The 20,488-nt window shown below is 36.0% G+C and carries 17 protein-coding genes; 10 read left to right on the forward strand and 7 right to left on the reverse strand.

The annotated features are described in order from the left end of the window. Position 1: 1 nt before the first annotated feature. Positions 2-325, reverse strand: a complete 324-nt coding sequence (locus tag AC1Z3T_RS14625; RefSeq protein ID WP_100886176.1) for a hypothetical protein — start codon at positions 323-325, stop codon at positions 2-4. Between the two features lie 88 nt (positions 326-413). Between AC1Z3T_RS14625 and AC1Z3T_RS14630 the strand changes: the two genes are divergently transcribed. The 3 genes from AC1Z3T_RS14630 to AC1Z3T_RS14640 all read left to right on the forward strand — a co-directional run bounded on the left by AC1Z3T_RS14630 (position 414) and on the right by AC1Z3T_RS14640 (position 4,623). Next, on the forward strand, positions 414-1,103 hold the full coding sequence (locus AC1Z3T_RS14630; RefSeq protein ID WP_100886177.1) for a hypothetical protein: 690 nt from the start codon (positions 414-416) through the stop codon (positions 1,101-1,103). A 665-nt stretch (positions 1,104-1,768) separates the two neighbouring features. Then, positions 1,769-3,970: a calcium-binding protein gene (locus tag AC1Z3T_RS14635; RefSeq protein ID WP_419320231.1), complete on the forward strand. Its 2,202-nt coding sequence runs from the start codon at positions 1,769-1,771 to the stop codon at positions 3,968-3,970. A gap of 404 nt (positions 3,971-4,374) precedes the next feature. After that, positions 4,375-4,623 (forward strand): hypothetical protein, encoded by a 249-nt coding sequence (locus tag AC1Z3T_RS14640; protein ID WP_100886179.1) that lies wholly within the window; start codon positions 4,375-4,377, stop codon positions 4,621-4,623. Between the two features lie 169 nt (positions 4,624-4,792). Here AC1Z3T_RS14640 and AC1Z3T_RS14645 read toward each other — a convergent pair whose 3' ends face one another. Continuing rightward, on the reverse strand, positions 4,793-5,617 hold the full coding sequence (locus AC1Z3T_RS14645) for a hypothetical protein (RefSeq protein ID WP_100886180.1): 825 nt from the start codon (positions 5,615-5,617) through the stop codon (positions 4,793-4,795). Between the two features lie 636 nt (positions 5,618-6,253). Here AC1Z3T_RS14645 and AC1Z3T_RS14650 point away from each other — a divergent pair. Beyond that, complete coding sequence (locus AC1Z3T_RS14650) at positions 6,254-7,270, forward strand: DNA cytosine methyltransferase (protein ID WP_046759481.1); 1,017 nt, start codon at positions 6,254-6,256, stop codon at positions 7,268-7,270. On the opposite strand, the gene AC1Z3T_RS14655 is transcribed toward AC1Z3T_RS14650, so the two are convergent. Then, positions 7,251-8,159, reverse strand: coding sequence for a hypothetical protein (locus AC1Z3T_RS14655; protein WP_100886181.1), 909 nt, complete (start codon positions 8,157-8,159; stop codon positions 7,251-7,253). The two genes, AC1Z3T_RS14650 and AC1Z3T_RS14655, sit on opposite strands and share 20 nt — an antisense overlap. 304 nt (positions 8,160-8,463) lie before the next feature. On the opposite strand from AC1Z3T_RS14655, the gene AC1Z3T_RS14660 reads away from it, so the two are divergent. Both AC1Z3T_RS14660 and AC1Z3T_RS14665 read left to right on the forward strand, forming a co-directional pair. Next, entirely contained in the window at positions 8,464-9,618 is a 1,155-nt protein-coding gene (locus tag AC1Z3T_RS14660; RefSeq protein WP_100886182.1) for a methionine aminotransferase, read from the forward strand. 124 nt (positions 9,619-9,742) lie between these two features. Continuing rightward, positions 9,743-11,110: an MATE family efflux transporter gene (locus AC1Z3T_RS14665; protein ID WP_100886183.1), complete on the forward strand. Its 1,368-nt coding sequence runs from the start codon at positions 9,743-9,745 to the stop codon at positions 11,108-11,110. Between the two features lie 61 nt (positions 11,111-11,171). On the opposite strand, the gene AC1Z3T_RS14670 is transcribed toward AC1Z3T_RS14665, so the two are convergent. After that, the gene (locus tag AC1Z3T_RS14670) at positions 11,172-13,439 is read right to left on the reverse strand and encodes a YncE family protein (RefSeq protein WP_100886184.1); all 2,268 of its coding nucleotides are present in this window, start codon (positions 13,437-13,439) and stop codon (positions 11,172-11,174) included. 205 nt (positions 13,440-13,644) lie between these two features. Next, positions 13,645-14,490 (reverse strand): SDR family NAD(P)-dependent oxidoreductase, encoded by an 846-nt coding sequence (locus AC1Z3T_RS14675; RefSeq protein ID WP_004825964.1) that lies wholly within the window; start codon positions 14,488-14,490, stop codon positions 13,645-13,647. A gap of 213 nt (positions 14,491-14,703) precedes the next feature. On the opposite strand from AC1Z3T_RS14675, the gene AC1Z3T_RS14680 reads away from it, so the two are divergent. From AC1Z3T_RS14680 to AC1Z3T_RS14695, 4 genes are all read left to right on the forward strand, one after another. Then, positions 14,704-15,381 (forward strand): TetR/AcrR family transcriptional regulator, encoded by a 678-nt coding sequence (locus AC1Z3T_RS14680; protein WP_005035061.1) that lies wholly within the window; start codon positions 14,704-14,706, stop codon positions 15,379-15,381. A 274-nt stretch (positions 15,382-15,655) separates the two neighbouring features. After that, entirely contained in the window at positions 15,656-16,366 is a 711-nt protein-coding gene (gene phoB, locus AC1Z3T_RS14685) for a phosphate regulon transcriptional regulator PhoB (protein WP_004825961.1), read from the forward strand. Positions 16,367-16,391: 25 nt separating this feature from the next. Beyond that, entirely contained in the window at positions 16,392-17,750 is a 1,359-nt protein-coding gene (gene phoR / locus AC1Z3T_RS14690) for a phosphate regulon sensor histidine kinase PhoR (RefSeq protein ID WP_004825958.1), read from the forward strand. A 16-nt stretch (positions 17,751-17,766) separates the two neighbouring features. Then, the gene (locus tag AC1Z3T_RS14695) at positions 17,767-18,198 is read left to right on the forward strand and encodes a hypothetical protein (protein WP_004825956.1); all 432 of its coding nucleotides are present in this window, start codon (positions 17,767-17,769) and stop codon (positions 18,196-18,198) included. Positions 18,199-18,737: 539 nt separating this feature from the next. Here the strand turns inward: AC1Z3T_RS14695 and asd are convergent. Together asd and AC1Z3T_RS14705 are read right to left on the reverse strand one after the other, a co-directional pair. Continuing rightward, complete coding sequence (gene asd, locus AC1Z3T_RS14700; protein ID WP_005035058.1) at positions 18,738-19,589, reverse strand: archaetidylserine decarboxylase; 852 nt, start codon at positions 19,587-19,589, stop codon at positions 18,738-18,740. Then, positions 19,586-20,434: a sulfurtransferase gene (locus tag AC1Z3T_RS14705; RefSeq protein WP_010590830.1), complete on the reverse strand. Its 849-nt coding sequence runs from the start codon at positions 20,432-20,434 to the stop codon at positions 19,586-19,588. The genes asd and AC1Z3T_RS14705 overlap by 4 nt, the downstream gene beginning before the upstream one ends. Positions 20,435-20,488 lie beyond the last annotated feature (54 nt).

Raw genomic sequence — 20,488 nt, forward strand, 5'->3', positions numbered from 1 at the left:
TTTATTTTAACTCCAAATGAACTTTCACATCTTTTTCCTCATCTGAGAAAAATGTAGATGTAAATCCATCCTCATTTGTCATACCTCTTATTTCAGACCCATTCGGATAGATTGCTGTATATGGCGTATTTTTATATGGAACTCCATTATCATCAGTAAAAAAATATCGTAAATTGTATGCACTACCTTCTGGGAGGAAAGGCAATTGTGTTTCCACTTTTTCTCCACTCTTAAAAACATGCTGTCCAGCTTTTACTTCAAACTTTGCTGGAGTAATGATTGTGACGCCATTTTTATTGATAATAATTTGTGAACCACCTGCCATAAACCCACCATTTATTAAGTTTTTATAAAATAATTTATAATTTTAGTTTAATATAAAAAATCAATAATTCAAAATTTAGGGTAAAAGTATGACTTTTATCGTCGCAATACAATTAAATGACAGCGTGGTCATTGCTGCTGATAATAAAAGAGTTATTTTGAAAGAATCTATGGAAAATCAATTAAATGTAGAAATGGCTTCAAAAATTTATTTGTGGGATAACGGTATCATTACAGGTACTGGCGAAGCTCATGTTGTTCATAGGTCTGTAGAGCTATTTAAAAAATTAGCTCAATCCAATATTCGTAAACTTCCTCAATGCCTTAAAACCTCAAGACAAATGAGAGAGTTAGAAATTGGTACAAATTATTACCAAGTGGAAAATACGAAATTATTATGTTCAAGTTATAGTAATAATGGCGCTCAACTTTATAAAGTCGAACGATTTGACCCATTACAACCATACAAATTAGTTGCCGTTGAACCACTAGATATATCAGTTTGGCTGTTTCACCCTAATATTGAAAACATATCAACTGACTTACAGGATCTCTATAGAGATCTCAAAGACTACTCAGCTTTTAACAATGAAACGGAGTGGATCAATCATTATATCAATCGAATCGCAGTGATTTATCAGAAACAAAGCCAGTGTGATTCATTTATGAGCCAAAGTTTTGATATTTTCTTTCAAAGTAAGGAGAAATATTTCTTTGGGCATGTGCCCAATACTCAAGATGAGCCTTTAGAAGTAAAAAGACTGGTCACTAAGCCATAAGTATAGACGTTATACAGTTCGATGTTTTGACATCGTATATTTAAAAATATTTAGTAACAAAAGAATTTATGAATTTTTAGAAATTCTAAGAATTCAAATAAACAATCAACTAATAATCCGATTCAATTTACTAAATACTATAAAGAAATTTTTTAATAATCAATTGATATATAAAATAAAACTTAAAAAATTTCATGTGAAACATATTATACAAATTCCATAAAAAATCTTTTTATCCGTAATAGATTGTAGATTTCGTATTGAAAAATTTTTAGTATAATAAGATGATATTAAACAACTGAAAAATAGCTTCTGAATTTTATCACCAAGCTTTTTTTCAAATAGCATCCTATTTTTTAATTAAATAAAACTCCAAATTAATAAATAACTTATAAACATCTTCAACTATTTTAATACTTCAGCCTTAAAGATATATTATTTTAAAATACATTTATGTCTATTATTTTTAAAATAAAATCTTAGTTCAATAAATACGTTATATATCATATAAAAAATTAAAATTCTTACGATTTATAATTTTTCACCTATATAAATTTATATCCAAATTGTCTTACAGAAATAAAACACCTTTTTGAGATATATGTGACTATCGTGCTGCTTTATTTTTTTGTTTAGTTTAGTTAAAATTAATAAAAGGTAATCACATGAAATTATTTAATACATATCAATACTTACCAAACTTCAAATTTAGTTCAGTATTTACTATCCCACTTCAACTAGTAGCCAATGGGTTAGTCACTGCTGCAAATACCATTAATACTATTCTTGATATTACATCTCCAATTGGTTTAGCAGGAAATAAAATTTTCGGTGCTCCATTTGAAATTGCTCATGTAGTGGGTGATAAAGTTATTGGTTCAATTTCTAATGCTGTATCAAATATTGGTGTTTCTTTAGGTGCAACAGTAAAACCTACTGATACACATTTCAAAAATGAATGGATAGATAAAGAGCTTACAACTAAAGGTTTGTTAAATGTTCCTAGCGAAGTAATTGGTAATGCCTTAATTGGTGGAACTAATCTTGCGAATGATTTGTTGAATACAGTCGCTCCATTAGGTCTTGCTGGTAATAATATATTTGGTAAAGGTTTCGAAACCATACATAAGGCTGGTGATGCTTTTATTAATCAAATTTCAAATATTATTGTTAATACTGGAAAAGGTATTGGAGGAACTTTATCTGCTCAAAACAACCATTATGAAAATGAATGGAGAAATCAAAGCCAAGCTGAACATGTACTAATATACGAAAAAAATGGACAAACAAGTTATCAAGTTAGCTCCAATGTTTTAAACAAAGTGGCTGAACTCTATCAGCAATTTGAGCAAGCTCCTTCGCAATATGTTAATAATTTATGGCGCCCAATTTATTCATTAATTGCTAATGACCTGAAAGGCAAAGAAGGCATCGATCCAGGCACTCTCAATTGGTTCCATGTGGCTGAGGCTGTTGCAACAGCAGATCCGACAAATATTCTTTACCAATATGTACGATTAGGCACTGAAAAGGCTTTAGGGGATAAAGGGATTTATTTTGCGGATGGTGAATTTTATAAAGCATCGAATATTTTAGTTAAAACGCTGGCTGATAATTTACTGTATGGCGTGAATGATACAGATGGCAATCTTATAATTCCTGCTGGTTATGTTCCAAGTGCAGCAGGAACATTTGGTCTTGTACATATGGATGCAACTCAAGCACTACAAAATCTAGGTGGCACACTTTCAGATTGGTCTGGGATTACACCTTTTGGTCTTTTAGATCATATCTTAGGTGTTGATACTTCAGAACTAAATGGTGGAGATAGTCGTCCCATATCATGGTATTTAGAATTATTAGGTGATGTGGTTAAGGAAACGCTAAAAAGTGGAGCAAGTTTAATTGATGTAATCAGTCAATTCACAAAAGAAGGTCTGAATTATATTGATTTATTAATACAAGGAGAAGTATTTCAAAACGGTTTTTCTTCTAAAGATCAATTGGTCAATACACTTACTCAAATTGCTTATGCATATGCGGGTGATTTAGCTGGACCAGTTGCTGTAGTGACTAATTTCCTTAATCCTAATACCAATGTGATTTCTACATTATCTCCTTTCGGTGCAACATTAACTGGAAAAAATGGTAATGATGTCATAAATGGTGGAATAGGCAATGATAAGTTATACGGTGGTAAAGGAGATGACTTATTATTTGGTGGTTGGGGTAATGACATTCTAGATGGGGGATCAGGAGTTAATGTTTTGGTTGGGGGTAAGGGTAATGATACCTATTATGTTCAATCAAACTCTGATTTTGTTTTAGAACATAATAATGAAGGTATTGATACTGTCATTAGTTCAGCTAAGCATTTTTTTCTAACAAAAAATGTGGAAAATCTTACATTAGCAGGCAATACAGACATTTCTGGCTCAGGTAACGAATTGAATAACATAATTAAAGGAAATACTGGAAGCAATCATCTTTATGGATTTGGAGGAGATGATACTCTAGAAGCTACTGGGGGCTTATTTAATGTTCTAAATGGTGGAACAGGCAATGATAAATTGATTGGTAGTTCAGGTAACGAAACCTACGAATTTGAAAGAGGTTTTGGTAAGGATATTATTCAGGAGACTGGAGGTAACGATACTATTAAATTCGGTAAAGATATTAATATAGATGATTTAATTGTTTCGTATATTGGCTCAAATCAAGTGATTTCAGTAAAAGGATCTACAGATCAAATTACGATTAAAGATGCTGCTAAGGGTAGTCAGTATCAGGTTGAATCTATTCAATTTAGTAGTGGTGATCGTTTAGATTTACAAACTTTAGAGTATCAACAACACTATTACTTCTAATTTATCCTAAAGTAAATTTACCAACTTCTTGTTGGTTGATATTGACTCAATTTGAAAATAATTTTTCGTGTATTCAGAATCTTCAAGCAAGGTCGTAGATACTAAACTGCCCTGTAAATCTTATTATTTTGGATACACGCTTAAGTCTTGTTTCAAATAAAAAATGGAAGTTTTAAGCTTCCATTTTTTCGACTTGAGTAGCCACTAATTTTGTAAACACCGTTAATTTAGACTTTGGGCAGTCACCTCCCGCCACAAACCATAACAGCCTATTTTGTTGTTAAAAATCACCTGCTAACTCAGCTCTACGAACTTCATTAAAATAGTCTGGTCACGATCGAAATCCACTACAAACTCCCTGCTCAAGGCGTCACCATTTTCAGTATCATGACCGCAATGGCACAATGACTAATCTACAATACCTCTATAGAGATCTCAAAGACTACTCAGCTTTTAACAATGAAACGGATTGGATCAATCATTACATCAATAATCGATTAGCAGTGATTTATCAGAAACAAAGACAGTGTGATTCATTTATGAGCCAAAGCTTTGATGTTTTCTTTCAAAGTAAAGAGAAATATTTCTTTGGACATGTGCCTAATACTCAGGACAAGCCTTTAGAAGTAAAAAGACTGATCACTAAGTCATAATTATGGCCGTCATACAGTTATATCTTTTGATGTAAAATCTTTAAAAAATTGTTCTAGAAGAGAGTCCTCTAGAACAAAATATATGTAGACAATGATAGAGAATAATTTCATAAATGAAATTTGATTTAAAAGAATTTTCCAATCAATGATTATTGTTTATTTTTTGAAATTAGCTTTTCCGAGGAACAATAATATTAAAATCTTTTTTAAGGCTATCTAATATTCTATTATGATTTAAATTGTTTGACTCCACAACTTGAAAATCTCCTAACTCATTTAAATCACTTAAATTATTTACTTCAAGTGGTTGTGATAACTTTTGAAAAGGCACAAATTGGGTATATGTACATTTACCTCTGTTTGTTCCTTCAGTCATAGGGTTAATCGGTCTATATGCGATTTTAAAATTATGGCTAAGCTCAAAAATAGTTGACGAATTGATTGGCTTTAAGATGTCAAAGAATTGACCGATTGAACTTGGCAAATTTGATGTGCTGTATAAGCAATTAGCTGTTTCATTTCCAGTACCTGTTCCAGCTACAATTTTAATAATATCGCTAGGGCTAAAAACTTCTGAAAAATCTCTTGAAGTGTTTCCAGACCTTTTCCCAAAACAAATGCTTACACCAACAAATAAAGCGGCATTTGAATGTTTAATCCAATTATTAGCCCATTTTGTACAATCTCGAGTAAGTTTTTGGAAACAATCTGAGCCAAACTCCTCAATCAATCGTTTGTGAGAATACCAATTACCAAAATAGTCAGCACTGCTCATTTTTGCTGAAATTTTTAAAACTTTATGATTATCAAAATAAACAATTATATCTGTTTTATAACCTGAGCTTCCTATTCTTTCTGCTTTTACGATTTTATTAGAGCTTGAAATACCTAAGTCCTTAACCCATTGAGGTAAATTCTGTGGTAAAGCTTGATTAGAATAATTGGAAATAATCGTTTTTAATTGGCTTTCAAAATTATCAGTATAAGCTGACATATGCATTCTCTTTGTAGTTGTAGAAGACATATAATCGATAAAAATGAGTGAAATTGAAAGTTATTTTAACCACTTTATATTTTTTATATGAGTGATTCTGTAAGAAATTTTTCTAAAAGTTTAGTAAAATCAATATTCATAATCTTTGCTATCATCTTGTAACTAAGATTTAAATCCAAGTCGTTTGAGATAAAATAATCAAGAAAACTTGTATCAAACTTATAATCTCAACCACAAATTTATCCTGAAACGTCAGTTATATTGATATGAAAAATGTCTTATTTTTAAGGGAACTGGCTTAAATGAAGGGACCGCTTGACATGACCCCGAAGTGAGAATGTTTATTTGAAATTCAATAGAAATTTTACATTCCATTTCAATCGTTTAATTTTAAAAATTTCATAATTAGATTTAACCACATAATGATCATAGATTTGATGCGAACCAAATACTACACAAATTTAACGAATTTCTATTAAATTTATAGAATGTCTTTCTAACACCGCTCAGATTATATGTTTAAATTACTCATAAAACTCTCAAGCGACATAAGGCGACGTTTTGTTTAAAAAAAAGCTGGCCTTTTGCATGCAAAAATGTAAAAATTACCCTTAGATCTTCAATGGTGCATTCAATATGGCTCTTAAAATAGCTTCGTTTTTCTCTGGTGCAGGTGGTTTAGACCTAGGCTTCAAACAAGCAGGTTTTGATATCATTTTTGCTAATGAATTTGATAAAGATATTTGGGCGACCTATGAACACAATCACCCTGAAACAACATTAGATAAACGCAGCATTACCTTAATTGATGAAGCCGAAGTTCCAGACTGTGATGGTATTATCGGCGGTCCACCATGCCAAAGCTGGAGCGAAGCAGGATCAAAAAGAGGGATTGAAGATAAAAGAGGACAGTTGTTTTTTGACTTTATCCGTATTCTAGAAGCTAAAAAACCAGCATTTTTCTTGGCTGAGAATGTCAGTGGAATGCTAGCACCTAGACATAAAGATGCGCTTGAAAACATCAAAAATACCTTTCTAAAAGCTGGCTATGACCTTCATTTTAAACTTCTAAATGCTGCAGACTTTGGGATTGCTCAAGATCGAAAACGAGTCATTTTCATTGGTTTTAGAACCGATTTAAATATTCAGTATTCATTCCCTGAAGAAACCAATGAAGTTCGTTGCTTAGAAGACATTATTCGAGATCTAGAATATAACGTTGTGCCAGCCCTGAATAAATCAAAACCGAATCCTGATGTTGCTATAGCAAATCATGAATACATGACTGGTGGCTTCTCATCAATGTATATGTCTAGAAACCGGGTCCGGGCCTGGAATGAACCATCATTTACAATCCAAGCTGGTGGTCGCCATGCCCCAATTCATCCTAGTTCCCCCAAAATGATAAAAGTAGATATAGATAAATTTATGTTTACTCATAGTGAAAATATATTGAGACGTCTGAGTGTTAGAGAATGTGCACGAATTCAAAGTTTCCCTGATAACTTTATTTTTAAATATTCTGATTTAAATCATGGGTATAAGATGATAGGGAACGCTGTTAATGTAGATTTCGCTAAAATTTTAGCTGAAAGTATTTCACAAGCACTCAACCTATCATATTCATCTAAATTTAATCTTCGTTCGGCTTAATAGCTTCGATATCAATATCGGAATAGCTATTAATCCCTAGCTGGACGAGGCATCTTTTAATAAATGGCATCATGTCTCGTTCCCCTTGATGAATTAATGGTTCATTAAAAATAATTTCTGGACTTAACCTATTATTTTTTATGGACCACTTAACAGCAATAGCCAAAGTCCTAGCACCATCTGCTTTATTCGCTTTATATCTAAAGTTATTAGCAGTAAAGGCTAAATAAATATCTCCGGCATCATAAGTATTTAGGTCTATTAAATCATTTAAGACATCTTGAGCGCTTGAGTATTTATCGACACTACCATTGATGAGGAATTCTGCAATACCTGAGTTTTTCTGAATTACATTATTAAAGATGACTGCATCTTTTTTTTCTAGAACTTGATTTTCTCCTTTAAAAATGATTTTCACAATTTCATTATTTGATAGATTTAGAGGTGAACTTAAAGTTCTTTCTTTATTAGTGACTTCTAACTTCCACCCTAATGTAAAATTGGCATCTACCTCACCTGAATTTGATTTTAAGAATGCTAATTCATTCTTTTTATTATAAAAATTATCTTCTACAAGACCAATGCTTTCAATTAAAATCTGTTTCCAATCTTGTCCTAATAAATCCTCAGCAACAGGCGCTGTTAACTTATTAGCCAAAAACTCTGCATCGTCTTTTTTAACTGAAATTTTAATTTCAGCAGATGTCCCCTCATATATATTATTTAATAATACATAAACATCGGTTTTACATTCACCTCCACCTCTTTGAGGATAAGGCTTACATGCTGCAACCCTATCATAACTTTTACCATTCCAATGAATTAAATCATCAAAACTATTAAATAAGTCAACAATATAATCTTCTAACTCTCTATATGCTTTTCTCATGATAATACCCTCAAAAAAATCGAGGGTATTATGATGGATAACATATTAATATTTAATCTTTTTATTAAATAATTTGATTTTTATTTAACATAAAATCTCTTATACGAAGGCTATATATCCCTTTGAATTATAGGTCTTACCTCGTTCCTGCTATCTTAAATACTTTCAACATATACTGTAACAAGGTTTTTAAAATTTAATTCTTGTCTATCTCCTTCCCCGCCACAAATTACAACAACCTATTTTGCTGTTAAAAATCACCTGCTACACTCACAATCACAAACCTCATTAAAACAGTCTGGTCATGATCGAAATCCACTCCAAACTTCCTGCTCAAGGCGTCACCATTTTCAGTATCATGACCGCAATGGCACAACGACTCAATGCGCTAAACTTATCACAAGGTTTTCCAGACTTTGATGCACCACCTGCGTTACTACAAGCACTGAGCCAAGCCACATTAGACGGTTTTAACCAATACGCAGCGGGTGATGGTTTATTAGCGCTAAGAGAACAACTGGCTCAACTGTTTTTAAAACGAGATCAATTACAACTTGATCCACTTACAGAAATTACCATTACACCGGGCGCAACGATTGGGATTTTCAGTGCCATACAAGCCATCATCCACCAAGAGGATGAAGTGATTATTTTTGATCCAAGCTATGACAGTTATGCACCTAGCGTACAATTGGTCGGTGGCAAAGCGGTTCATATTCCACTTCATGCACCTGAGTTTTCTGTGGATTGGGATCAAGTCAAATCTTCAATCACTGATAAAACCCGAATGGTCATCGTAAATACCCCGCACAACCCAACTGGAGCAATTTGGTCTAAGCAAGACTGGCTGAATTTAATTGAACTGATTCAAGATAAAAATATCATCGTGCTCTCAGATGAAGTTTATGAACACCTGATTTTTGACGGCGAAAAGCATTATTCAGCGTTGTCATTTCCAGCGCTTAGAGATCGTAGTTTTGTCGTGGGTTCTTTTGGAAAAACCTTTCATGTGACGGGTTGGAAAACCGGCTATTGCATTGCCTCGCCTGAGCTGATGAAGGTGTTTCGTCAAATTTATCAATTTGCCAACTTCTGTGGTGTCACACCTGTACAAATGGCACTTGCCAATTTTATGCAACAGCACTCTGAACATATCGATGGCTTAGCCAGTTTTTATCAACAAAAGCGCGATCTATTTAATTTAGGTATTCAAGATTCAAAATTTAGCTTTATTCCATCCAAAGGAACGTTTTTCCAAAATGTTGACTACAGCCAAATTCGTCCAGATTTAAATGATGTTGAGATGTGTAAATTCCTTGCAGAAGAACACAAAATCGTGGCAATTCCAGTCTCTGTTTTTTATCAGAAAGCCCCTGAAAACTTACGTTTAATCCGTTTTTGTTTTGCTAAAAAAGATCAAACTTTAGTACAGGCATGTGAAATTTTAAATCGAATTTAAACCGAATAAATTCTGAATTTTCATAAAATAAAGCTTGAGTTACTCAAATACTCAGGCTTTTTACTGAGTAGTTGTATATTATCAATAAGATAAAGATACTCGAAAATAGACAGTAGAACAAAAGATGCCAGCTCGTCCCGACATGCTCCACCAACCCAAATTCTGGAAGGTTTTTTTAATCTTCTTGGGTCCATTGATCTTAACCAATATCTTGCAAAATCTGTCAGGGACAATTAACACTATTTTTGTCGGACAGATGCTGGGCGTTGAAGCAATTGCTGCGATTTCAGTCTTTTTTCCGATCCTATTTTTATTGCTGGCTTTTGTGATTGGTCTCTCGACAGGGGCAACTGTGTTGGTGGGACAAGCTTGGGGCGCCAAAGATATTGAAAAAGTGCGTACCATTGTTGGCGCATTGTTATTTATGACTTTGATTGGCGGAACCATTATTGCCTTTTTAGGCGTGCTTTTCGCGAAGCAGATTTTATTGCTATTGGGAATCGACCCGAAAATCATGCATCTTGCACTACCTTATGTGCAATGGATGTTAATGAGTAGCCCATTTTTATTTATCTATATCACCTATACCTCCATTTTGCGTGGGGTCGGTGACAGCACCACGCCTCTTATGGCTTCCAGCCTCACCATTATTGTCGGTGTGATCGTCACTCCTATATTGATTGGGGGCTATTTGGGTATGCCAAAACTGGGAATTATTGCCCCAGCAATTGCCAGTGGTTTAGGTTTTATTTCTACCCTCGCGTTTCTGATCGTCTATTTAAATAAAAAAGACCATGCTTTGAAGCCTGATGTGGCATTAATCGAACATGTGCGCTTTCATCCGCAGTTTAGTCGCAGTATTTTACGTTTAGGCATACCGACAGGTATCCAAATGGTCACCAACTCTGTTGCCGGTTTGGTAGTGATCGGGCTGGTCAACCAACATGGCGCACACGCCACAGCCGCCTATGGTGCAGTCAACCAAGTGCTCAACTATATTCAATTTCCTGCCTTATCCATTGCAATTGCAGGCTCAATCTTTGCAGCACAAGCCATTGGGGCGGGCAAATCCGAATTGCTGGCAAAAGTAACCCGTACAGCGCTGGTCAGCAATATTGCGATTACAGGTTCATTGGTACTGTTGGCCTATATTTGTTCAAAATATTTGATGGCGTTGTTTATTACCGATCCATCCGTGATTGAACTGGGCCAGCAATTGTTATTTATTGTGTTGTGGTCGATTATATTTTTTGGTGCAAGTGCCATTTTTGCCTCTATCATGCGTGCCAGTGGTACGGTCACTGTGCCGATGATTTTTAACATTTTATCGATCTTGCTAATCGAAGTGCCTTGTGCTTATTTATTTAGTCAGTGGTTTGGCTTACAAGGCATCTGGTATGCACTTGCGCTAACCTTTTTCAGCCTCTGTGTAATGCAAGGTCTGTATTATCAATTCGTTTGGAAAAAGAAAACCATCGAAATTTTGATTTAAATGCATCAACCCTGTGCTCATGCATTTAAATCAGCCATGATGATCTCACCCCAAGATGATTTTAATCTTCTTGATGAAGCTTGATCACTTTCAGTTCCGATTGTGCTAAGCGTTTGGTTTTGTTGCGCGTAAAGACTTGTTGCGTTGCTGGATCATTTGGATCAAAGACTAAGACTTGCGGTAAAATTTTCTGATCATTGAGATAGCTTTCAGCAAACAAGATTAAAATTTTGCCATTTTCCAGCAGTTCGATGTGCTGAGGTTTGCTCGGCAGTTTAAATGCTACTTTTTGGCTATTTTCTTGAGTTTGGTCAACAAGATTCAGCAGATAAATATCTAAGTCTTGCTGATCTAAGGCACTATTTAATGAATTAAATCGATTAAAGTTTGCCTTCTCAGCATAATAAAAATATTGATCCGCTAAATATCCCATCATCACTGGTATGCTTCTGTTATAGACATCTCGATACGTATAGCGATTGTCTTCTTGCTCATCTTGATCTTGAGAGGGTTCATCCTGCACATTGATCACACTGACCAAATCTGCAATCCGTTGATCATAAATCCCGATCTGATTTTCTGAATCTTGATAAAACTCCACCACTGAACGATAGTCATCGACTGTATAGAGCACTTTTTGTGGTACATCAAAATTCAGTTCAAAAAAGCTTAAATCGGCAGTATTCATATAGATAAAAGGACGATTTGCCCAATCACCTAAAATACGAATGCTTTTTTGGTCTGGTTCAAATACCATATCGATTTCACGACAAAAGTGTTCCTGATAATTTGCTGGCAATGCGGCTGTGGTGATTTTGCCTGATTTCAACTGGATGCGTGAAATACTGTTCCCTACACCATTGTAAACATATAGATTTTCACCCTGTTGATCCAATAATAGTTTGCGTGGATAACGTTCAACTTTAAACTTTTGCAATATTTGCTTGGTCTTTAAATCAATTGCAAAAACTTGATCATAATCTAAAGATGCTACATAGATAATTTGACCATCGTGGCTTAACACCACATCGGTTGCCCCCACACCACGGCACATATTGTGCATACAACCGCTTTCATCATCAGCTAAAGCATATTGGTAAAGCAGTTCCTCTTTGAATGAAATAAGATTAAATCGATAGACTGCATTTTTCTCTGTTTCGGTATAGTAAAGATCATCCCTATATCGACGAAAATCTCCCATTGCATTCATATTGGGTAAAGTAACAGTTTGCTGTGGGACTGCTTCCAAAAAGACCTGACTTTTATAAAATTGTTGAATCTTGGTCTTTTGTTCCTGACAATCCCGAATATATTGCTGTTGGGTTTTTCCTAAGTAACCTGCAATCTCATCCCTTTCTTCACCATTCCATAAATAATCACAATATTGACTAGAATCCTGTAAAGCCCCAACCTGATCTGGCGCTTCAGATGACGCTGTATCTGGACTTTGTTCTTGAGCAATCGCCGCCATGATCGCATTTACTTTTTTTAGGTTCTGCTCAGACTGCGCAGCATGTTGGTATTTTTTAGCATAGGCTGGATGCGCTTCAGCATCATAGGAATCTAATACACTATAGGTCGCCTTAAATGCATCGTAGCCTTGCAGTTGAGCAGATAAATAATGCCCAATCAATGCCACTTTTCGATTCAACACATCGATATTTTTCTGATGCTGTTTTTTTACGCGTTTTGATACAATCTTTGCAAATTCATCTACTCGATCTTGGTACTGATCGATCATTTGGGCAAGTAAAACGAGTTGTTTTTTCTCTGCGTTCTGAACATCATTCATGTTACGTAATGCCGAACGATAGGCACTGCCTTGTTCCTCATCCAGCAATGGATAAGGCTGATCAAATTGAATCTGATCGACAATCACACGGTTAAAATCAACCACGGGTTTTAAGTGATTTTGAATCTGATCAAGCGACTGATGAATACGGGTTAAATCTGCATATAACATCGCATCCAGTTTAGAAAGCTCAGGATCGATTTTGCGCAATTGCTCTTGTTGAATTGAGCTTTGATATAAATCTAAATATTGTATAGAGCGATCAAAATATGCTGACCAAAATTTTCTATATTGATAATCTGCTAAGAACGTTGAATATAACTGATCCCCTTCGTCCTCTTTGATATATTGTGGATAGAGTCGCTCCACTTCTGCTCTATAAAGCGCTCTATCGTCTGCTGGATCAGGGCTTGAATGCTCTGGTACCCCTGCAATGCTGTCTAAAATACTGGCATTCTCTTGATCAGTAGACGCATAGGCTAAATGTGACGCAAATAAAATCATACCTATACTGAGGCTTAAAATGGCTTTTTTCATAAAATGCTCAATTCAAATTATCTTTATAATAAAAATAAAAAATTTAATATTTTCTGAGTCAGTCTAACAAATTATTTTATCAATCCCAATCCGTAGATGATCGGTACAGTAAAAGTATGAAGATTTTTATTATCAATCAAGGAACTTGACACATTTCCTGAGAAAGTAAAAAGCCGCCAAATTTGGCGGCTTTTCATAGAAAGGTTTATTTTGGTTCTAATTTTTTACTAAATTTGGTCGCAAAACCTGTCAATTTTTGATAACCCGTTGGTAAGATCCGCTGAATCAAATCTAACGTTTTTGCATCATTACCAATCAATAAACGACGTTTATCTTTGAGCACCGCATCAAGCATTTGTTGAGCAGCATCTTCTGGAGGCATACGTAATAATTTATTAAATGCTTTTGCTGACTTATCAGGATTCATGCCCAAAGAACGTAAACTGTCATTCATACGTGCATCATTGGCAATGTTGGTACGAATACCACCCGGATGTACACATAATGCAGATACACCACAGTTTTCGATATCTAATTCTTGACGTAAAGATTCAGTAAAACCACGTACCGCAAATTTTGATGCATTATAAGCAGATTGCGTCGGCTGAGCCGTTAGACCAAATAAGCTTGAAATATTGATAATATGACCATCACCTGTTTTCTTGATGTATGGTAGAAACTCTTTGGTTCCGTATACCACACCCCAGAAATTGATATTCATAATCCATTCAAGCTCTTCATAGGTCGCGCCTTCTACCGTCGAACCTAAAGCAACACCAGCATTATTGAAAATCATGTTCACAGAGCCATGATTTTGTACGGTTTCAGCAGCCCATGTACGCATTTCTTCGACATTTGCCACATTCACTTTCTTTGAAGTAACACGAACATTATAAGGCTTAACCAATTCGATCGTTTCTGCTAAACCTTTTTCATTCACATCACTGATTGATAAATGACAGCCTGCTTTTGCCAGTAAAATCGCAAGCTGTTGTCCCATACCAGAGCCAGCACCTGTAATTGCAGCGACTTTGTTTTTAAAATTTTTCATTGTCTATCCTTTATTAAAATCCGCACACAATAATACTGATAATGTGCAGCTCACCTGCCCAATATAATTTTGACAATAACTATTGTCAATATTATATTGTGAATGAGCAGTTGTTTTTTTATACAAAAAATCTTAAATAGGTTTCAATGACTTTTATTGCTAAAATAACCACTTCTTTGTGACAATCGAACATGACACGAGTAATTTTTTACAATGACTGAATCTCGCTTAACTGAAAAGAAAACCATAAATAAAACCACAAAAGAACGCCAATTCAAAGGCATGTCCTTGTCTGAAAGAAAGCTCGCCCGTCGTGAAAAATTGATTGAAGCAGGCATCGCGGCATATGGAACACATGGTTTCTTTTCCGTGACTGTTAAAGATATTTGTAATGAAGCAAAACTTACTGAACGCTACTTCTATGAGTCATTTAAAAAGAGTGAGGAACTGTTTCAAGTTATTTTTTTACAATTGATTGAACAGTTACAACAAACCGTGATGCAAGGCGTGATGCAAGGTGCGCCAGAGCCTAAAAACATGATCAAAGGCGGTTTGACAGCGATTTTTACCATGTTAAAAAATGACCCACGTGTTGCTCGTATTATTTATATCGATGCCATGCTGGTTCAAGAATTACATAATCATGCGACTATTCACGAAACTATGGGACGTTTTGATCGCTTAATTCACTCTTTTGTGACGCTGATGATGCCGCATATTGAACGAAGTGAACAGGAAATTTCGCTGGTTGCGACTGGTCTAAATGGTTATGTTACACAAATTGCTGTGCGTTGGGTGATGGGTGGTTTTAAACAGTCCTTAGACGAAATTGTTTCAGCATGTGAAGTGGTCTTTGTGTCATTGATTAATACCTTTGCTCCTCAGCCCTAGACTGATTTGAGTAGTGTGAAGTAAGTATAACGGTGTCATCAAACTGTCATATTTGCATTTTTAGTCACCAATTTGATGCTCTTTTTAAGCTGAAACTGCAAAGATTATTTAAAAATGTCATCTAATTTTCATCACATCGCCCATTTTTTGTCACATTTTTTTGCAAAAATTCGTCTACATCTTGTTTTTGCAATGATACTGTCATAATTAATCTTTGTAATAAGCCTGTCATAAATAAAAGACGGTACACCGTTCATACATAGGATATTGCGTTGTGAAAGATGACTATATATTAATCGTCGATGACGAGCTTCCGATTCGAGAAATGATCCATACCTCACTGGATATGGCAGGTTTTCAATGCCTGCAAGCTGAAGATGCAAAACAAGCACATCAAATGATCGTAGACCAACGACCATCATTAATCTTACTCGATTGGATGATGCCCGGTGGTGTAAGTGGTGTAGATTTGTGTCGCCGCTTAAAACGAGATGAGAATCTAGCAGAAATTCCAGTGATTATGTTAACTGCACGTGGCGAAGAAGACCATAAAGTTCAAGGTCTTGATGCAGGTGCGGATGACTACATGACCAAACCATTTTCAACACGGGAATTAGTTTCTCGTATCAAAGCTGTACTTCGTCGTGCCAATGCATTGAGTGGTGAAAAAACCATTGATGCGAACGGCTTAGTGCTTGATCCTGTCAGCCAACGAGTTAGTTTTGGTGACAGTATTTTAGATATGGGACCAACAGAATACCGTTTGTTGGCTTTCTTTATGACCCATCCAGAACGTGCTTATACACGTGCCCAATTACTTGACCAAGTTTGGGGTGGAAATGTTTATATTGAAGACCGTACCATCGATGTGCATATCCGTCGCTTACGCAAAGTACTTGAACCTTATGGCGCAGATCGCTATGTCCAAACTGTTCGTGGAACAGGTTATCGCTTCTCTACACGCGCAGATGTCGCTATAGGTTAAGCACTGTTAAGGTAAATAAATTTCTATGTATGAACCCTATCCCGTCCCAGATCTTGCACGTGAACATAAAAAGTTTCGCTACAGCAGTTTATGGGAGTTTGCAAAACAAGACTTACGCCTGTTGGCTTTTTTATTGGTGATTGGCGGATTTATTGGTTTAGGGATCGGTTATTTTTGGATTTGTATTTCCATCGGTTTTGCCGTTTTTTTTATATTTCAATTGCGCTCTTTGTATTTGGTCAATGAATGGATTTCCAATCGTCCTTATGATTCTCCGCCAAATCTCGAAGGTATTTGGGGAGCGCTTCTATTTAATGTCTATCGTGCACAGCGCCAAGAACGCGTTGTTCAAGCTGAAATGGTTGGCTTGATTGATCGTGCACAATCCTCCTTAGTGGCTTTGGCTGAAGCTGTCGTTTTAACAGATGAACTTCATCAAATCGAATGGTGGAATCCTGCTGCGGAAAAACTTTTAGGTATTCAACCTTTAGATCGTGGTCGTAATATTTTAACCATTATCCGCCAGCCGAGTTTTATTGAATACTTTAATAATATTGACCAATCACCTGATGGTATAAAAATAAAGTCTTCGGTCTATGAAGAACATTATGTACAAATCAAACTGACTCGCTTTGGCAGTGAAAGTCGCTTGTTGGTCGCTTATGATGTAACCCGTGTGCATAATCTTGAGCAGATGCGTAAAGACTTTGTCGATAACATCTCACATGAGCTTCGTACCCCCTTGACTGTACTCAGTGGGTATATTGAAACTTTTACCGACCAAGAAGATCTAAATCCTCGTTGGAAACGCGCCTTTGAACAGATGCAGTCACAAACGCGACGTATGAATGCTTTGGTGAATGATTTATTGTTACTTTCGCGATTAGAAGGCAATAAACAGGTCGCGAAAAATCAAATTATTGATATGCCCAATTTAATGAATCAGCTTTTTGATGATGCGCAAGCCTATAACGTCGATTATGGACATACTTTAAATCTGGATATTGACAGTCATTGTGACCTGATTGGTTCAGATGCAGAACTCGCCAGTGCTTTCAGTAACTTAATTACCAATGCCATTAAATACACACCTAAAGGCGGTACTGTGACGATTGGTTGGCATGATGACACTGAACATGGTTATTTTACAGTTGAAGACACAGGCATTGGGATTGATCCCAAACATATTCCACGTCTAACTGAACGTTTTTATCGTGTAGACAGTGCGAGAAGCCGACAAACAGGTGGAACAGGTCTAGGTTTAGCGATCGTAAAGCATGTTTTAATGCAACATAATGCTTATCTTGAAATTGATTCTAAAGAAAACCAAGGTTCAGTTTTTAGAGTGGTGTTCCCGAAAGAGCGCCTTGATTTTGCAGGCTGATTTTTGATTAATCCAAATGAAATTATTTTTAGATTGTGAATTTAATGGTTTTGGTGGTGAACTGATTTCATTGGCATTGGTCGATGAACAGCATCAATCTTTTTATGAAGTTTTAGAATGCCCAAACCCTGTACCTTGGGTAAACGATCATGTGATACCACGTTTAAACCAACCACCCATTCAATTCAAAAAATTTCAAAGTCGTTTGCAGATTTTTCTATTTCAATATGATCAGATTGAAATCATTGCAGATTGGCCTGAAGATTTCGCTTTATTTATGCGGAGTTTAGTGCTTTCAGCAGGAAAATGTATACGAACACCACCACTTTCCATGCAACTTTGGATGCAAGATCCGATCGAAACTCATGTACCTTCTCAAAACCCACACAACGCTTTAGCAGATGCACAGGCTTTAAAACTGTCTTATTTAAAAGCACATGGGTTTTGATTTATTCTAAAAACTAAAACAAGTTTTATATGAGACCAATCAATATTATTCACTTAACGTAAGTTCGACATAATTTAAATAATGTGAGTTCGATGCAACCACACATCAACACATTGAAAAATAATAAGTATTTGCAGATTCTTGCTGGGTTTCCATCCATTTTTGGGATCAGCCTGCGGCTCGCCATGTTTAGCAGGGGTATATGAACAAGAATGTGCTTAAACAAAAAACTGTGAGAAAAGTGACAAAAATCTTTCGATGAGCGAGGGGTACATCCTCATACCCCCACTCAACATGGCGACATCCATGTCGCCTCAAGATCGCAAGACCATCGATGATTCAAAAGTACAAAATAAATGAATCATCCAAATCACTTGTATGAATAATCAGGCGGTTTGGCTGTACCATCTTTCATCAAGGATTTTTATCAAACTCAGGTTAACTTATTTTGACGTTTGGTTTTATATAGGCAACTGTAACATTTAAGAAGAGTTGTATTTCTTACATGAAAAAACACAACCCCTTATAAATAAAGCAAATTAAAGTGTATGCCCTAAAGCTTCACCCATCACAACAACAGAGTTGGCTTTAAATTGTGCATCCCAATTCATTTTATCTTGCTCAAACAATACAATTGCAGTTGAGCCTAAATAGAAACGTCCAAGCTCAGCACCTTTTTCTAGTGCTAATTCATGATGATTTAATTCTAAGCGCCCAGTTGGCTTCACTTTACCCGTTGCCACAGTTTCAATGCCTGCCACAATCATCGCACCCACTAAAACAACAGCCATACGACCGAGTTCAGTATCAAACAAACACACCATACGTTCGTTACGTGCAAACAAGCCCGGAATATTTTCAGCCGTGGTTTGATTGACTGAAAATAATTCACCTGGAATATATAAAGTTTCTGTCAGTGTTCCTGCGAATGGCATATGCACACGATGATAATCGCGTGGTGATAGGTACACTGTGGCAAACTCACCTTGCACAAAAGGTGCAGCCAACTTTGGGTCACCAATCAATTGGTCTACAGTAAAACTCTGACCTTTGGCTTGAAAGATATCTCCATCTTTAATTTTACCCAACTGTGAAATTGCACCATCAGCAGGAGAAACAATACTACTCGGGTCTGTATCAATTTCACGCACACCCTGTTTTAAGGCACGCGTAAAAAATTCATTAAACGACTTATATTTCAATGCATCCGTTTGTTCAGCGATCGACAGGTCAATCCCGTACTGAGCTTTAAACGCTTGAATCGCTATATTTTTAATAATCGGATTTTCACTGGCTGCAACTTTACCTACCACACGGCTGAGTTGTTGCTGTGGAACAACTTTTTGAGCTTGGATAAAAATTTGTTTTTTTAAGTTTGATGTAAGACTCACGCAGGTGATTCTCCAGTAATAATTGGACTATCGAGGCGATTGCCCCACTCACTCCACGCACCATCATAGGCTTGAATATTCCAATCCAGTAACCGACCTAAAATGTAAGCCAAGCCTGAACGATGATGCGACTGACAGTACACCACCACAGGTTGATCAAATTGAAAGCCTAATTGTTCTAAACGTTGTTGCGTGCGCTCTAGAGGATGCAATTTTAAATGATTTTGACGATTAATTGCAGTACTCCACTCAAAATGTTGTGCATTTGGAATGTGACCGCCTCGTCTAGCTGCCAAACGTTGTCCTGTATATTCTTCGGATGTCCGACAGTCCCAGACTTGAATACTTTGTTGCTGAACCTTTTCCAACAATTTTGCATATTCAATACGATGTTGCTCAAGGTGATTTAAATTGACTGGAACCAATGTTTCTACTGGTTCAAACACTTCAACGTCAGATGAGGTTGGAAAACCTTCTGCCAACCATGCATGAATACCGCCATTTAATAAACTGGTATTGTAAAAGCCAAGGCAATGTAAATTCCAAATCAAACGTCCAGCCCAAGCGCCTCCTTCATCGTCATAAACCACAACATGATGCTCAGGCGAAATATTTAAATATTCAATCAACGCATTTAAACCGTCTTCATCAGGTAAAAGCCCTGAAGCTTGTTCTTCCTGTCTTACCAACAATTGTGGTTTAACATGTAAAGCATGAGGAATATGTAATTGTTCGTAGACGGAACTACGACTCAAATCGACGATACGAATCTTATCGTGTCCTAAAAAAGGCACGAGTTGTTCTGCTTCGATGAGTAATTCAAAATTAAAGGCAGGTGTAGTCATAAGTTTTTCTATTTTAAGACCCTGAATATGCATGATCTTAGCACAGTGTTTTTT

Source organism: Acinetobacter sp. B-6 (assembly GCF_056930735.1).

What these genes read in the sequence shown, in the direction of transcription:
- AC1Z3T_RS14650 (WP_046759481.1), top strand. Translation starts at nt 6,254, where the DNA reads ATGGCTCTTAAAATAGCTTCGTTTTTCTCTGGTGCAGGTGGTTTAGAC.
- AC1Z3T_RS14705 (WP_010590830.1), bottom strand. Translation starts at nt 20,434, where the DNA reads ATGACTACACCTGCCTTTAATTTTGAATTACTCATCGAAGCAGAACAA.
- AC1Z3T_RS14640 (WP_100886179.1), top strand. Translation starts at nt 4,375, where the DNA reads ATGACTAATCTACAATACCTCTATAGAGATCTCAAAGACTACTCAGCT.
- AC1Z3T_RS14665 (WP_100886183.1), top strand. Translation starts at nt 9,743, where the DNA reads ATGCCAGCTCGTCCCGACATGCTCCACCAACCCAAATTCTGGAAGGTT.
- AC1Z3T_RS14670 (WP_100886184.1), bottom strand. Translation starts at nt 13,439, where the DNA reads ATGAAAAAAGCCATTTTAAGCCTCAGTATAGGTATGATTTTATTTGCG.
- AC1Z3T_RS14645 (WP_100886180.1), bottom strand. Translation starts at nt 5,617, where the DNA reads ATGTCAGCTTATACTGATAATTTTGAAAGCCAATTAAAAACGATTATT.
- AC1Z3T_RS14675 (WP_004825964.1), bottom strand. Translation starts at nt 14,490, where the DNA reads ATGAAAAATTTTAAAAACAAAGTCGCTGCAATTACAGGTGCTGGCTCT.
- AC1Z3T_RS14695 (WP_004825956.1), top strand. Translation starts at nt 17,767, where the DNA reads ATGAAATTATTTTTAGATTGTGAATTTAATGGTTTTGGTGGTGAACTG.
- phoR (WP_004825958.1), top strand. Translation starts at nt 16,392, where the DNA reads ATGTATGAACCCTATCCCGTCCCAGATCTTGCACGTGAACATAAAAAG.
- AC1Z3T_RS14625 (WP_100886176.1), bottom strand. Translation starts at nt 325, where the DNA reads ATGGCAGGTGGTTCACAAATTATTATCAATAAAAATGGCGTCACAATC.
- AC1Z3T_RS14655 (WP_100886181.1), bottom strand. Translation starts at nt 8,159, where the DNA reads ATGAGAAAAGCATATAGAGAGTTAGAAGATTATATTGTTGACTTATTT.
- AC1Z3T_RS14635 (WP_419320231.1), top strand. Translation starts at nt 1,769, where the DNA reads ATGAAATTATTTAATACATATCAATACTTACCAAACTTCAAATTTAGT.
- AC1Z3T_RS14680 (WP_005035061.1), top strand. Translation starts at nt 14,704, where the DNA reads ATGACTGAATCTCGCTTAACTGAAAAGAAAACCATAAATAAAACCACA.
- AC1Z3T_RS14660 (WP_100886182.1), top strand. Translation starts at nt 8,464, where the DNA reads ATGATCGAAATCCACTCCAAACTTCCTGCTCAAGGCGTCACCATTTTC.
- AC1Z3T_RS14630 (WP_100886177.1), top strand. Translation starts at nt 414, where the DNA reads ATGACTTTTATCGTCGCAATACAATTAAATGACAGCGTGGTCATTGCT.